Origin of the sequence: Phocaeicola salanitronis DSM 18170, from assembly GCF_000190575.1 — a bacterium.
GTDB lineage: Bacteria > Bacteroidota > Bacteroidia > Bacteroidales > Bacteroidaceae > Phocaeicola > Phocaeicola salanitronis.
Genome location: NC_015164.1, coordinates 2,829,336 through 2,845,318 on the forward strand (window position 1 = coordinate 2,829,336; position 15,983 = coordinate 2,845,318).

The following is a 15,983-nucleotide window of genomic DNA, read 5'->3' on the forward strand; positions in this document are numbered from 1 at the left end:
AGGAGAAAGGCTTCCTGTTTTTTTTGAGGAAAACCTGTTGCTCCCTATTGGTAAAGAGAAGAAAAAGCCGTACTTTCGTAATCGGATATGTAGTTTGTTTTTTCTCCCGGAAAATATGAAAGCACTTATATGTATTCTCGTTGTGTTCTGTTGTTCTTTCATCCATGCAGCAGAAAGACGGTTGGACAATCTGACGTTTCGCCACTTTTCTACGTCTGAAGGATTGCCCAATAATATGGTGCATCATATCTACCAAGACCGCGACGGGTTTATCTGGATTTCTACTTTTTACGGCTTGTTCCGTTACGACGGATATGAAGTGCGCACTTACAAGTCGAATTTGTATACGCCCGGCTTGCTGGCAAACAACAATGTGCTTTGTGTGGCTGAGGACAGGAGTCATCATCTTTGGATTGGTACGCACGAAGGGCTTTGCATGCTTGACAAGCGTACGGGGATATGCGCAGGATGAAGCTTGAGGGAATTGACAGGCACCGGGTCAATGAAATTCTGGTGTCGAAAGGGAATCAGGTATATTGTGGATACATACGGGGTGTTGCCTGTTATGATGAACAACGGGATACGTTGCTCTTGATGACCCGGAAGAACAGTAAAGGCACGGTCCCCGAACGCGTAAATGTTCAGGCCATGCTGGAAGACGAGCAGGGCGATTTGCTTATCGGTACATGGCAGGACGGGCTGTACCGTTATGCCGTAAAGACTCGGACATTTACCCATTATCCGCAAGAAGAGGTAAAATCGGTCTTGTCGCTCTTTCAGGATTCGCGTGGCGTAATATGGATTGGAACCAATGGAAACGGTCTGCTCAAGGCACGTTTTTCTTCGGACAAGAAACTTATCATCGACAACATATACCGGCATGAAGAAAGGAATCCGCATTCTCTTTCTTCCGATTATGTATATGCCATTCATGATTTTGCTGGATAACCGGTCTGTAGAATCCATGCCTGCGGAGGAGCGGGATGTTGTCACCCCTTTTGCGCCCGATTTTACAAAGCGGCTGACCATACCGTCCTCGTACACGAATTTTTCCATTTGTTTTGCTTCGCTTACCTATAACCAGCCCCGGCAGAACGGATACGCTTATCGCTTGCATGGGTTTGATGAAGATTGGAGATATGCCGGAGCAGATAACCGTAATGCCCGGTATACGAAACTTCCTCCGGGTACTTATACGTTCGAGTTGCGTGCCACAAATGAGAACGGAGACTGGGGAGAACCGCGAAGCATGGAAATCGTGGTAGAGCCGCCTTTTTGGGCAACTTGGTGGGCATATCTTATGTATCTGTTGCTGTTCATTTCGTTTTTGGGTTTCATACGCTGGATGGTCTACCGCAGGTTGATGCAGCACAATTTGAAATCCTTGCAAGAAGGGGAAACCGACAAGATGCACCATCTGAAGCTGCAATTCGTTTCCAGCATACCTTCTGAAGACGAGAAGTTCCTGCAAGATGCCATTGCCTGTGTGAAACGTCATTTGGATGACCCCGATTTCGATGTATCGCAATTCGTAGAAGAAATGTCGGTGAGCCGCACCAGCCTGCACAAGAAACTGAAGTCGCTTACGGGGCAGAATACGACCGGCTTCATCCGCTCCATCCGCCTGAAAGCGGCATGCAGCCTGATGGATGCCGACCCTCACATCCGTATCTCGGGCTTGGCTTACAAAGTGGGCTTTAGTTAGCGGCGGAAGCCATGGCACGGAAGATGCTCGAAGCGCAGCGTGCCCGTTCGTATGCCATGGGGCAATGCGATGAGACGTTATGGGGACGGGATGAAGCCATGCTCCGTGCTTGTGCCGAAAGCCAGAAAGCCTATCAGGAGATACGACAATTGACAGATTTCTATAACAATCGGATGGCTGGAGGCAAGTGGAAATATTCCATGTGCTACAATCCCCGTGACTTGTATGTTTTCTTCCCGCCTATTTTACCCGTCTGGCAGACCAATGCCGAAGTGGATTCCATTCGTAAAGTATCTGATGTCATGCATCCATTGAAAGGTGAAACGGAGAAGGATTCATGGTATCTGGCTAAAGATGCCTGTGATTACAATCGGGCTACGAGTCGGTCAATGCAGCCGAACGCAGGGCGGACTGGTGGCTCTTCGGAGGTATCTACCGGCCTGTTTATTTGGAAGCAAAACCACAGACACACATCGAACGCTTTGCCGTGGATGCACGTGCCGATGGTACATTACGCACCGATGTTTATATGGCTAACTTGAAAGAAGGCTCCCGGCTGGAGATGGAACTGAAAGCGGTCGCTTCGGCTTCTCTGGTGGGACAACGGGTGTTCGAGCTTACCACTGCTTCTCAACAAACGCTTACGGCGCAATGGGATAATATTCGGAAATGGGATCCTGAACATCCCCATCTTTACCAGCTCACCCTGCGTTTGCTGGATGCGGACGGAAACCTCCTTCACGAGATGGCAGACCGTATCGGTTTCCGAACCGTGGAGTTCCGACCAGCTGATGGTATTTATCTTAATGGAGTCAAATTGTTGGTGAAAGGTACCAATCGGCATTGTTTCGACCCTGAAACCGGACGTAGCGTAAGTCGGGAGCTCGACTTGAAGGATGCCCGCCTTATCAAACAGATGAACATGAATGCCGTACGTTCGCACTATCCGCCCGACAAGCATTTCCTGCAGCTTTGCGACTCGTTGGGCTTGCTTTATGTGTACGAATTGGCTGGCTGGCAGAACAGTTATAGCGATAGCATTGCCGCACGCTTGCTTCCTGAAATGATAGCCCGAGATGTCAATCATCCTTGCATCTTCCTTTGGGGCAATGGAAACGAAGGCGGATGGAATACTACCGTAGATGACCGTTTTGCCGATTATGACCCTCAGCAACGGCATGTCATCCATCCGTGGGCCAATTTTAACGGATTGGACACAAGACATTACCCTAATGGAGAAGACAATGTGTATCGCATGGAACGCGGGCAGAATGTATTCATGATGACGGAATTTGTTCACGGACTGTATGACCGGGGGCAAGGAGCCGGCTTGGAAGGTTTGTGGGCGAAGTTCCGTACCAGTCCCCTCTTTGCCGGAGGATTCACATGGGCTTACGTGGATGAGGCTTTGCATCGTACCGATACCGGACAGATGGATACGTATGGTCCCAATGCGCCTGATGGCATTGTCAGTGCCGACCGTCAGCCCGAAGGAAGTTTCTATACCGTCCGTGAAGTGTGGTCACCTATACAAATAGCGCCGATGCGCGTGACCGGTTCTTTTGATGGTGCTTTTCGGGTGACTAACGAATATTTGTTCAGCCGCTTGGATGAAGCCCGCATGAAGTGGCGGGTATGGAAGACTCCCTTATCTCCCGAAGTCCCCGTGTGTCTGGCTGAAGGCGATGTCCAACTGCCTGCTATCGCCCCAGGTGAGACCGGAACGGCTCGCTTTACCCTGCCCGAAGGTTTCCGGCAAGCCGATATGCTGGAACTGGAAGCATACAATGCGGCTGGCGATACGGTATGTACATGGACGTATCCTATCCGCAATGCTCGTGCTTATTTTGAAGCTTATCAGAGAACGGTCTCCACAATGCCGGCCCGTTATCAGCTGGACGAAGACAGTGTCATGCTTGAAGCCGGAGAAGTACGTGCCACTTTTAGCCGGACAGACGGTATGCTTCTCAGCCTTACGCGAAACGGACAACTTATTCCGTTAAGCCGGGGACCGCTTCCTGTTGGTATGAAAGCTGAAGTATCTTCTTCTGCAGTACGGATGCAAGGCGATACAGCCGTATTCACCGTGAAGTATACGGGAGGAACTGATTCTATTGTTTGGCGGATGACCCCTTCCGGATTACTGGGTATGGATGCGCTGATTCTTAACCGGCGTGGCGCGTTTTATGACAAGGATGTATATAACTTAGGCTTCACTTTCTCTTATCCGGAGCGTGCCGTAAAAGGAATGCAATGGTTGGGACACGGTCCTTACCGTGTATGGAAAAATCGCATCCGGGGGACACGCCACGGCATTTGGCAGAAAGCCTATAACAACACCGTTACAGGTGAATATTACATTCCGATTGTCTATCCGGAGTTCAAAGGCTATCATGCCGGAATTTATTGGGCTACGCTGCAAAATCCGGATGGACCTTCTTTGCATATTTATAGTGAAACAGACGGGCTCTTCCTGCATATATTCACTCCTGAGGAACAACGGGACCGTGAGAGCCGGGGACTTTCTGTCAAGCAATATCCTGCGGGCGACCTTTCCTTCCTGCTCGACATACCTGCTGTTAATTCGCAAGGCTTAGGCGGAAATTCTTCTACCGTCAAGGTGAACAAGGGTGATGAAGGCTTCCGCATCAAGTTATGGTTTGGCTTCCGCTAAGTATAGAATATTGTTTCTTTACACTTGAAAAAGCGTCCCATTTTTGGAAGTGGGACGCTTTTTTGATACCTTTATTAGAGAACGTTAAATATTGTCTTTAATTTTGTTAGCAAACTTGTAGGGGTAAGATATATTATCAAAAAATCAAATATGAGGACAATAAAAAAATGGTTTTCCTTTTCCTTGTTATTACTGATGACAGGGATAGGAACTGCGTGTGTAGAAGAAGAACGCGCTCCTTATAGCGGGGGAGAAGGAGAGGGCTTTTATGTACAGTTACCCGGTTTTGGAGAGTTTTATTTAGGGTCGGAAGTGCTATTAAAAGGTAATGCTCTTTCGGAAATCAGTAAAGTGTATGTAGAAGGCATTAGTCCGGATATGGATGAAGAAAAACTTGAGAATGGGGATTATGCTGATATGCCTGATACGAATGGGGATGGTATTCCCGATGAGTTCCAACGGGTAGAGGCACGGATTGACGGGCATACCGACAAGGAACTGGCTTTTATACTTCCGGCAAATGCCGCAACGGGAAGTGCTATGGTTTATTACGAGCGGAGAGGAGAATTGTGTGCCCTGAATGTTTTAAACAATATTATGGAACAATCTTTCGATTATTATGCGGATGAAACAGACCGGTATATTACCATTTACGGAGATACTCCTTTAGAAGACGATAAAGTCTATGTGCAATATACCAAGTATGATTATGAACAAGGGCAAACGGTGCCGATTACCGGTGAATGGATTGAAATGCCTTTTATCTCTTCAGACGAGAATAGTTTGAAAGTAAGCCTGATAGGCATTGGCGAGATGCGTGTCATGTATGTACATAATGGAGAAGAGATTTTGTTCCCCAATTATTATATCAATGTGGAGCCGATGGATATCGTCCGTTTTCCGGAAGGTGAGTATTACGCGGGGGATGAAGTGACCATCACCGGAGGTTTCTTTGAAGAAGGGGATGTGATTGCCTTGAATTCAGAGCCGGTAGAGATTGTTTCGATAGATAAAGAGCGCGATGCATTGACATTCCGTATTCCGGAGGATGCACTTTTTAGACAACAAGTATGGTTGCATCGCTACGGTCTTGATTATTTTGTGAAGGAAATTTATGTGCAAGAAAGAAACCAATCGATTCAATAACCATTTAAATAAAGGAATGTCATGATGAGAAAATATGTCTATATAATAATAGGAGTACTGATAGGTTTATCGTGTCCGGCGATGGCGCAAGGCATACATGAAGCGTCATCTTCTTCTCAGCCCACTGATTCATTGGTGCAAGTGATTGATTCGTTGAGACAAACCGTAACGGCATTATCTGGCGAAATCAAAGAGAATAAAGAAAACGAACGCTTGCAGGAAGTATGGGGCAAGCACCGGAAATACATGAACATCGGTTATGTCAGTCAAAGCTTGACCCGGAAAGAAAACGGAGGCGGAACATGGAAGAGTGAAATCGGTTTTAATTATGGGCAAGGCCGTACGTATTATTTGCATAAGAAACCGATTCTTGGCATGATAAAGTTTGGCATTGACTGGACCTTTTACGACTTGAATTTTGTGAAGTATAAAGATAAGTTCGGCGTGTTTGGCGGCAATGCCGATTATTTGGGGTATGGGGATTATTATTACGAAGACGGTTATCTGCCCCCGTTGCCTGATACAGAAGGCGATGAAGAGGTTTCCGATGATATGATGCAAATGGAAATCAGCACACAGGTAGGCCCTTCGGTCACTATCAATCCTGTCAGCCACTTGAAAGTGAGCGGCTATTTCCGTGTAGCTCCATCGTATTCTATGTTGGTGGCAAGCGAGGAATTGTACCATGGCTATGGGACGTTTTTCACCCTCGGCGGATCTGTCTCGTTCAAGATTATCTCCATCGGCATCGAGGGAAGATGGGGAAATACGAAATACAATAACATTGACCTTGGAAACTTGGAGGATGAAGAATATTGGGACGAAGATGCAAGCATGGGCGATATGTTGAAGGGAGAGAATGATAAAATCAAGTGGAAAACCGGCTCCATGCGGTTTTATATCAGTATTCGATTGTAAAAAGACAACCAAAACAAAATTAGTATTATGAAAGCAAGCAGATTTTCTTTTTATTTGTTCATGCTATTGTTAAGCGGTATGACAATATTATCTTGTTCGAAAGACGATCCGGTAGAACCGGATGGAGGTACGGAAGATCCGGGTACAGAGGATCCGGAAGAACCGGCTGGAGATGAAGATATAGCTGTATTAAGTGAAGATGCTTTTGTGCTTACGGAAGATATTCTTAACTATGTGGAGAACGATGTTGTAACAGATCATAACATTAAACTTAGCAATGCTATCCCTGAGCCAGAATTGCCTAAAGTTGGTCAAGTTATTGTATGTGGTGTAGATTCAGAAAAGTTCCCTTATGGGTTTATGGGTAAGGTAGAACAAGTTGTATCAAGTGGGGGTAGTTATGAAATACATACTGTTCCTGCTTCATTAACAGAGGCTTTTGATGAGCTAAGCATTAATCAAGAACTTGAATTTGAAGTAGAATCAGATGATTCTGATTCAAGAGCATTTTCGTGGGGAATGGAAAAGTATTCGGATGCAGATGGATTCGAGGGAACCAATTATATAATTAAAGAACTCCCTTTAGTTAATGATGATGTATCTGTAAGTTTAAGTGGAAATTCAGGTTTTGCGGTAAAAGGCAATCTTGTAATAGAACACTATAAAAATACTCCTTTATATGTTTCTTTTACGGCGGGATTTAAAAGATTTTTTAATGTAGGTATTTCGGTTGAAGGTGAAGCTTCCGGAAGGATATTTAATGGGACATTGGCTTCTCTCTCATTTAGTAAGATGCCTGTTAAAATATTTGCCAAAAAGAATACTAAGTTAGGAGAGTTAGGAGAGTTAGGAGAGAGTAGAGCTGTGCAAGTTATTCCTGTTATACTTTTTATTTTGCAACCTCGAATAGATATAAATGTTTTTGGAGAACTTGAAGGTTCTTTTGAAGTAAGTGGAGGATTCGGTGCAGAAGCTGCTATACAAGCAGGTGGGCTTTATCGTGGAGGAGAAGGGTTTAAAGTGGGAGCTCATGTGTTGCCTAATTCAAAGTTTAATCTTGATTTTAATGGCTTATCTTTGGATGGGAAATATAAAATGGGGCTTGAGGCTGCATTTATAATACAGCCTCTTTTCTTCAAAAAGCCGCTTATGCAATTAAGCGCAGATATTGGACCTTCCATAGAGGCTTCAATGAAGGGCATTGGATCTCCTAATTTTTATGAACAAAATCAAGAAACAACCATTGCTTTAAACTTCTTAGATTCAAGAGGGCAAGCTATTATTGATTTTAGAGAATTGTTTGGTAGTAAAGAAGACGATGAGGATTTAGTAAAAGAATGTGCACTTACGTTCCCTTTATTATCTCATGAATATAGTCTTTTCCCAAGATTTGATGATTTAAAGGCTCAACGCACTGCTACGGATAAGACACAAGCGGTTATTACATCAAATGTAGTGAATGATTTAATAGTGCCTGTTGAGGTGGATTATCAGTTATATAATAAGGATGAAGTAAAGTTGCCGATAGAAAACAACTGGACTTTTTATTATAGAGCAGAGGATATGGTTAATCCTTTTATGAAAATGATAAGTGGTTTAGCTACAGATGAAACGTATTATATTCGACCTAAATTAAATATGCCTATTTTCGGTGAAATAGAGGCAAGCCCTTCTGTAGAGATTGAACCGGAAATAAGTGTAACTACAGAACATTATCTTTCTCAAGGCGAATCATTGACCTTGTTAGGTTCTTTTGACCCGGCATTGCAAGCCGATTGTAACATCACTGAATATGGCATTTGCTATGATACAAGCGGGAATCCTACGCTTTATGGGACACACAATGCAGCAAGTGGGAATGATGAAGGGCTATTCCAAACGACTATCATAGCGGAAGATGATGTTACCTACTATTATCGGGCCTATTTGATTGCAGATGGGCAGATTTATTATGGTGAAGTGAAAGAGGCTAAGAAAGAAAAGAATGATTCTATCATTGGTTATTGGAAATTGAAATCGACTCATTCAGAAACGATAGGAGCAGATCATCCTCATGATGACCCGGGATGGACATGGGGCGATTTATTAATAATGGCAGATGGTACATTTTTGACAGGAGACCCAACTTTATACGGTAATTGGGGATATAGTAGCGGTTCGCTTCTGTTGGAATATGAAGATGAAGGTGAAATGCTTAATTTCTATTTTAGAATAAATCAATTAGATGAACAGATTTTGGATGTAGTTATGACAGTTTATAATGATTCAGAAGTGTATAAAATGTATGTGACTTTTGAGCGTTTGTATTAAATTTATATATGTATGTCATTGAAACTTTAAATAATATTCAGGCTTATATCTGCCCTTCACGTATATGCAAAGCTGCTTCCATATACGTGCGGGACGGGGCGCAACTATATGTGCTGGAGTAAATAAACGAGTGGTGATTTTTTCTTGACATATTTTTTATTTCCTCAAAAATATGTTACATTTGTAGGCTATAACGGTAATGATTCGTTTATGTTTAATTTAAATTTAAATTTTAATGTTATGAAAAAGACGAATGTATGGGGCTTGCTTTGCCTTTTGTTGGTTTCTGCATTTTCTTTCGTCTCATGTTCGGATGATGAAGGAGGAATAGAAGATGCCGGTTTGATTTATGGTATTTGGGAACCTGTGCGTGCCCAAGGTTATGAAGTCATTGATGGTGATAGAAGTGAGTGGGACTATGATGTGGATGAGGTAAATGAGGATGAATATATTGAGGCTGATTATAACCGGTTTGGTTTTTATGATGATAACACATGTACTACATGGTGGTATACGGGAAGTGGCAGATGGGAAGTAGAATATAGCGGTATCGATTTCAGTTTGGACGGGAACCGACTTTACGTAGGCGGGGATTATTGTATTGTTTCGACGTTAAATTCTACGACATTGGTTATGGAAATACATGAAGTGGAGAGCGATTATGAATATTATGAAAAGGTGACTTTCCGGCGTGTAGAATAAGAACGGTACAGGACATCAGATAATAGGAATGTCCGTCAGGTGCTTTGCAAGTGCCTGACGGACATTTTTTTACTGTATTACTCTTCGTCGCTTGTCTTTCGGGTTTTGCATATATGGGCAAGAATGATTATTTTTGCGCAGGAAACAAAAGACCAATGTATGAAAACCTATCTTTTTCTTCTTATCGCCTTGCTTCTTACGGCTTGCGGAGGGAGCCAACAGGCTGGGCAGAAGCCGGTTATCACCGTAAGCATCGAGCCGTTGCGCTATTTTGCCGAAGCCATTGCAGGCGACCGGTATCAAGTGGTAAGTATGGTGCCGGAGGGGAGCAGCCCTGAGACATACGACCCTACGCCCAGGCAGATGATAGACTTGAGCCGGAGCCGGGCTTTCTTGCGTGCAGGATACCTCGGATACGAACTGGCCTGGGCGGACAAGTTGCAGCAGAATGCGAAAGATGTGCCTTTCTTCGACCTTTCGGAAGGCATTGAACTGATACGGGAGGAAGGGCACGCTCATGCCGGAGGGATAGAGCCGCATATCTGGACTTCGATTACCAATGCGGGGATTATCGCGGATAATATTGCCCGTGTGATGTGCCGGCTGGACCCGGAGCATGCGGAAGAATACAAAACCAATGCCGCCGGATTGAAGGCGAAGATAACGAATCTGGATAAGGAGATAAGGGCGTATCTGCCGGATGCGCCAAAGGCTTTCCTGATTTATCATCCTGCCTTGTCGTATTTTGCCAGGGAATACGGGCTGACTCAAATCAGCATCGAAGAAGGAGGAAAAGAGCCTTCGCCCGCACAACTGGAAACGTTGATTACCCGGTGCAGGGAGATGCATGTCGGGGTGATATTTGTTCAGAAAGAATTTGATACCCGCAATGCGGAGGTGATTGCCCGTGAGCTGCATGTCCCGACGGTGACTATCAATCCGCTCAGCTATCAATGGGAACGGGAGATGAGAGCCGTTGCACGTGTGTTGTCGAACCCGAACGAGAAGCTATGAATCTGCAACCGATTATCCGATTGGAGCATATCTTTGCCGAATACGAACGCAAGACGGTGCTGGAGGACGTAAGCCTGAATGTATACGAGCGTGATTTCTTGGGAATTATCGGTCCCAATGGGGGCGGGAAGACTACGCTTGTCAAATTGATATTGGGTTTGCTCCACCCTGTGTCGGGGGCTGTCCGTTTTTATCAGGAAGGCGAGGAGGTATCCGGCATCAGCATGGGGTATCTTCCCCAGTATACCGCGATAGACAAGAAGTTTCCTATTTCCGTGTACGATGTGGTGCTTTCAGGCTTGAACAAGCAAAAGTCTTTGTTCCGTCCGTTTACTCCTGCCCAGCACGAACAGGTGCGGAGAGTGATTGTCCGCATGGGGCTGGAGGGATTGGAAAAGCGGGCTATCGGGCAATTGAGCGGAGGTCAGCTGCAGCGTGCCTTATTGGGGCGCGCCTTGGTCTCAAATCCTCAAGTGGTTATCCTGGACGAGCCGAATACGTATATCGACAAGCGTTTCGAGGCCCGCTTGTATGCGTTGCTGGAGGAAATCAACCGGGAGCATGCCATTATTCTGGTAAGCCATGACATCGGGGCGGTGCAGAAGCGTGTGAAGCGCATTGCGTATGTCAATCACCGGTTGGATGAGCGTGCGGATACGGATATTCCGGAAGGCTGGCTGGTGTAGCATGTTTATATTTACCACAGAGGACACAGAGTTTTTAAAATTTTCCTCTGTGTGCCTCTGTGCTCTCTGTGGTAAAATAAGCAGGTAATGATAAAAAAACGAAAAACTATCGGGCGCATACCTGTGCTGAGGTGAAAATCACTATCTTTGCGCCGATTATGCAAATTTGGCAGAGAAATTAAACAAACCCATTCATAATGAAACAATACAACAAGATTAACAACCTGGTAGGCTGGATCGCTTTTCTTATCGCGGCATGTACCTATTGCATGACCATTGAGCCGACTGCCAGTTTCTGGGATTGTCCCGAATTCATTACCACCGGATATAAACTGGAAGTAGGCCATCCGCCCGGTGCGCCGTTCTTTATGCTTACTGCCAATTTGTTCAGCCAATTCACGAGCGACCCTTCGCAAGTGGCACGGATGGTGAATATCATGAGTGCGTTGATGAGCGCGGCATGTATTCTTTTCCTGTTTTGGAGCATCACGCACCTTGTCAAGAAGCTGATTTGTCCCGATGAAAAGGAGATGACCGCCGGAAAGCTTATTGCCATCATGGGCTCGGGCTTGGTAGGCGCATTGGCTTATACGTGGAGCGACACCTTCTGGTTCAGTGCCGTAGAAGGTGAGGTATATGCTTACTCCAGCCTTTTCACCGCCGTCGTATTTTGGTTGATATTGAAATGGGAAAACCGTGCGACAGAGGCGCATAGCGACCGTTGGCTTATTCTGATTGCTTATCTGACGGGCTTGTCTATCGGCGTGCATTTGTTGAACTTGCTTTGTATTCCGGCGATTGTGCTGGTATATTATTATAAGAAGAATCCGAATGCCAACCTGAAAGGAAGCCTGTTGGCGCTTTGCGGTTCGATGGTATTGATTGCCGTGGTGCTTTACGGCATTGTGCCGGGCATTGTGAAGATAGGCGGATGGTTCGAGCTTTTGTTTGTCAATGGTTTCGGGTTCTCGTTCAATACCGGACTCATTATCTATATTATCCTGTTGGCGGCAAGCCTTGTATGGGGTATATACGAAAGCTATACCTTGCGGAGCCGCAAGCGGATGAATATTTCCTTCCTTACTACCGTGGGCTTGCTGGGCATTCCTTTCTACGGACACGGGGTGAGCAGTGTGATTATCGGCATTATCGTGCTGGCGGTATTGGCATTCTATCTGTTTGCCAATCTTCCCGAAAAATACCGGGTCAGCGCACGTACGCTCAACACTTCTTTGCTCTGCCTGATGATGATGGTGGTAGGGTATTCTTCGTATGCCGTCATCGTCATCCGTTCTTCGGCGAATACGCCGATGGACCAGAACTCGCCCGAAGATATCTTTACCTTGGGCGAATACCTGGGACGTGAGCAATACGGTACGCGTCCGCTTTTCTATGGGCAGACATACGCTTCGAAAGTCGCATTGGAAGAAGTGGACGGAGGATGCGTATATGCCATGACCGAAGGTGCGCCGGTGTACCAACGCAAGGAGAAAGAAAATCCTGACGAGAAGGACAGCTACGAAGTGGTGCGCCATAAGAATGAATACAAGTATGCGCAGAACATGATTTTCCCGCGTATGTATAGCGACGCGCATGCGGCGGCATACGAGAGTTGGCTGGGAGGCGTGGAAGGCCGTCAGGTTCCGTACGACCAATGCGGAGAAATGCTGATGGTGAAGATTCCGACCCAGTGGGACAACATCAAGTTCTTCTTCATCTACCAGCTGAACTATATGTACTGGCGTTATTTCATGTGGAATTTTGCCGGACGGCAGAACGATATACAAGGTCAGGGCGAAATCGAGCATGGCAACTGGATTACCGGCATTCCGTTCATTGATAAGGCGTTGGTGGGCGACCAAAGCTTATTGCCCAGTGAGCTGAAGAACAACAAAGGGCACAATGTGTTCTATTGCCTGCCTTTGATATTGGGAATCATCGGCTTGTTCTGGCAGGCATACCGGGGCGAACGGGGCATCCAGCAGTTCTGGATTGTCTTCTTCCTTTTCTTTATGACCGGACTTGCCATTGTGTTATATCTGAACCAGACTCCCCAGCAGCCGCGTGAGCGGGACTATGCGTATGCAGGCTCGTTCTATGCCTTTGCCATTTGGATTGGTCTGGGAGTAGCCGCTATTGCCGAATGGTTGAAAACGAAATTGGGCGAGAAGCCGTCGGCTATTCTGGCAAGTGCCGTATGCTTGCTTGTGCCTTTGCAGATGGTGAGCCAGACATGGGACGACCATGACCGGAGCGGACGCTATACGTGCCGTGACTTCGGACAGAACTACCTGAACTCGGTACAGGCAGAAGGCAACCCGATTATCTTTACCAACGGAGATAACGATACATTCCCCTTGTGGTACAATCAGGAGACCGAAGGCTTCCGCACCGATGTGCGTGTATGCAACCTGAGTTATTTGCAGACCGACTGGTACATCGACCAGATGCGCCGCCCGGCATACGACTCGCCTTCCGTGCCTATTGATTGGGAACGTATCGACTATGTGCAAGGGCATAACGAAGCGGTTTACGTGCGTCCCGATGCGATGGAAACCATCAACAATTATTATAAGCAATATCCCGAAGAGGCGAAGAAAGAGTTCGGCGAAAACCCGTACGAGTTGAAGAATATCCTGAAATATTGGGTACGCTCGCCGAAGGAAGGCTTGCAGATGATTCCTACGGACAGCATTGTGATTAAGTTGGATAAGGAGGCTATCAAGCGTTCGGGCATGTTGGCGCCCGATTCGATACCCGACTATATGCACCTTTCGTTGAAGGGCAAACGGGTATTGTATAAGAGCGAGCTGATGATGCTGGAAATGCTTGCCAATACCAATTGGGAACGTCCGATGTATATGGCGATTACCGTGGGGTCGGACAATCACTTGAACCTGACCAACAATTTCTTGCAGGAGGGGCTTGCCTACCGCATCACGCCGTTTGATAACGCGAAGTTAGGACGCCGCCTTGACTCGGAGAAGATGTACGACAACCTGATGCACAAATTCAAGTTCGGCGGCATTGACAATCCGGATATCTATTTGGATGAAACCGTGCTCCGAATGTGCGATACGCACCGCCGCATGTTCGTGCAACTTGCTTCCCAATTGATTAAGGAAGGCAAGAACGACAAGGCGAAGGAAGTGCTCGACTATTGTGAAAAGGTAATCCCGAGCACCACGGTGCGTCACGATTACATCTATAGCAGCTCGAAAGAAATGGCGGATGATTATGCGGCATTGGGCGAAACCGGAAAAGCCGAGAATATCCTTGTCCAGCTGGCGAAGAACTCTGTAGAATATGCGTCATGGTACATGAGCCTTGATGAAGTGCGTTTTGCAGGTTCGTACGAAGAGTGCATGCGTCATTTCTATATCTTGGACGACGTTTGCAAGGCATTGGAAAAGCTGAAGGATGAAAACGGAAAGCCGCTGGAGTCTGCTGCAAGTTATCGCCATCAGTTCGACCAGCTGTATGGCTTGTTGGAGAACTTGGTCGGAAGCGCGAATCCGGCTCACGAATAGTTAATAATTAATAGGGAATAGTGCACAATGGATAGTTTGTAAAGGTTTTATGCCTTATACCGTTATTCACTATTCCCTATTAATTATTAATTGTTCATTATTAAATTATTAACTGCTATCAGAAATGCTCATCGAACAACCCCCGTTGATACTTCGTTGGATTTATCCGCGTGCTATGTGGCGGATGGATAAGAATGAAAAATCGGTCTATCTGACTTTTGATGACGGGCCTATCCCCGTTATTACTCCATGGGTGCTCGACCTGTTGGATAAATACGGCATTAAAGCCACGTTTTTTATGGTAGGCGATAACATACGAAAGCATCCCGAAGAATTCCGTATGGTGGTAGAGCGCGGGCATCGTCTCGGGAATCATACGTTCAACCACATCCGTGGTTTCGAATACCTGAGCCAGAATTACCTGGCAAACACCGATAAGGCGAACGAATACCTGCATACCGACCTTTTCCGCCCTCCTCACGGGCACATGCGTTGGGTGCAATATCATGTCTTAAAGAAGAAATACCGCATTGTGATGTGGGACCTTGTCACCCGCGATTATAGCAAGCGCCTTACCGGACCGCAGGTGCTTGCCAAGGTGAAGAAATACGTCCGTAACGGCTCTATCATTACTTTCCACGATTCCATTAAGTCTGAACCCCGCTTGAAGTATGCCCTTCCCCGTGCTATCGAATGGTTATTGGCGCAAGGCTATACGTTCAAAGTCTTCGATTGATATATCTTCGTTTTCAAAGCTAACTATCTCTGTCCCCAGTCCTGATAGGCTGGTACTGCTGTTTTGACAGGTCAGTACTCCAGTCCTGGCAGGCTAGGACTGCAGTCCTGATAGGAAGGACTGAGAAAAGAATATGGATACATAAAATGAAGCAGCTGTCTGCTTCGGGGACTTGTTCTTGTTTCATTGCCGTTCTTATCTTATAGTGTCTTGTCTGCCGGAAGTGAGAAATGCGCTATAAGAACTGGAGTTTGTCTCAAATTATTACTCCCTCAGTCTTCATGACATTGTGCTATGCCGTAGATATCCCTATTGGGATTGTTCCTCTTGTCTGTTAAAGAAACTTGCTCATCTGCATTCGATTGTGAATATTAGCTTAATATTCGGAAATATATCCTTTTCTCTTCAATTTTTCTTGTGCAGGTTTTACTTTGAAAAATAACAGGTTCATCCGATGGAAAAAACGGTTCGTTGAATAGTCATTTGCTGCGTGTGTAATCCTGCTTTACACAGATGTTTAAATTCATATATTTGTTTTAGGCGAAATTATAAAAGGATTTTC

At 45.8% G+C, this 15,983-nt stretch carries 10 protein-coding genes and 1 pseudogene; all 11 read left to right on the forward strand.

Translation table 11 applies throughout. From position 1 onward, the window contains the following. Positions 1-115: 115 nt before the first annotated feature. Positions 116-1,702: pseudogene (locus BACSA_RS20930) on the forward strand (two-component regulator propeller domain-containing protein); the annotation flags it as partial. 14 nt (positions 1,703-1,716) lie between these two features. Beyond that, complete coding sequence (locus BACSA_RS20415; RefSeq protein WP_052305992.1) at positions 1,717-2,247, forward strand: hypothetical protein; 531 nt, start codon at positions 1,717-1,719, stop codon at positions 2,245-2,247. Next, a complete protein-coding gene (locus BACSA_RS12215; protein ID WP_245546547.1) occupies positions 2,154-4,379 on the forward strand; it encodes a glycoside hydrolase family 2 TIM barrel-domain containing protein in 2,226 nt (741 codons plus the stop codon). The genes BACSA_RS20415 and BACSA_RS12215 overlap by 94 nt, the downstream gene beginning before the upstream one ends. Before the next feature lie 150 nt (positions 4,380-4,529). Then, the gene (locus BACSA_RS12220) at positions 4,530-5,525 is read left to right on the forward strand and encodes a hypothetical protein (RefSeq protein WP_013618398.1); all 996 of its coding nucleotides are present in this window, start codon (positions 4,530-4,532) and stop codon (positions 5,523-5,525) included. 21 nt (positions 5,526-5,546) lie between these two features. Then, the gene (locus BACSA_RS18940) at positions 5,547-6,443 is read left to right on the forward strand and encodes a hypothetical protein (protein WP_013618399.1); all 897 of its coding nucleotides are present in this window, start codon (positions 5,547-5,549) and stop codon (positions 6,441-6,443) included. A gap of 27 nt (positions 6,444-6,470) precedes the next feature. Beyond that, positions 6,471-8,753, forward strand: coding sequence for a hypothetical protein (locus BACSA_RS12230; protein WP_013618400.1), 2,283 nt, complete (start codon positions 6,471-6,473; stop codon positions 8,751-8,753). Between the two features lie 240 nt (positions 8,754-8,993). After that, entirely contained in the window at positions 8,994-9,455 is a 462-nt protein-coding gene (locus tag BACSA_RS12235) for a hypothetical protein (RefSeq protein WP_013618402.1), read from the forward strand. A gap of 159 nt (positions 9,456-9,614) precedes the next feature. Continuing rightward, positions 9,615-10,469 (forward strand): metal ABC transporter solute-binding protein, Zn/Mn family, encoded by an 855-nt coding sequence (locus tag BACSA_RS12240; RefSeq protein WP_013618403.1) that lies wholly within the window; start codon positions 9,615-9,617, stop codon positions 10,467-10,469. Next, a complete protein-coding gene (locus tag BACSA_RS12245) occupies positions 10,466-11,155 on the forward strand; it encodes a metal ABC transporter ATP-binding protein (protein WP_013618404.1) in 690 nt (229 codons plus the stop codon). Before BACSA_RS12240 ends, BACSA_RS12245 begins: the two co-directional genes overlap by 4 nt. 197 nt (positions 11,156-11,352) lie before the next feature. Beyond that, positions 11,353-14,685 (forward strand): DUF2723 domain-containing protein, encoded by a 3,333-nt coding sequence (locus BACSA_RS12250; protein WP_013618405.1) that lies wholly within the window; start codon positions 11,353-11,355, stop codon positions 14,683-14,685. A 124-nt stretch (positions 14,686-14,809) separates the two neighbouring features. After that, the gene (locus BACSA_RS12255) at positions 14,810-15,421 is read left to right on the forward strand and encodes a polysaccharide deacetylase family protein (protein WP_013618406.1); all 612 of its coding nucleotides are present in this window, start codon (positions 14,810-14,812) and stop codon (positions 15,419-15,421) included. The last annotated feature ends 562 nt before the right edge of the window (positions 15,422-15,983 follow it).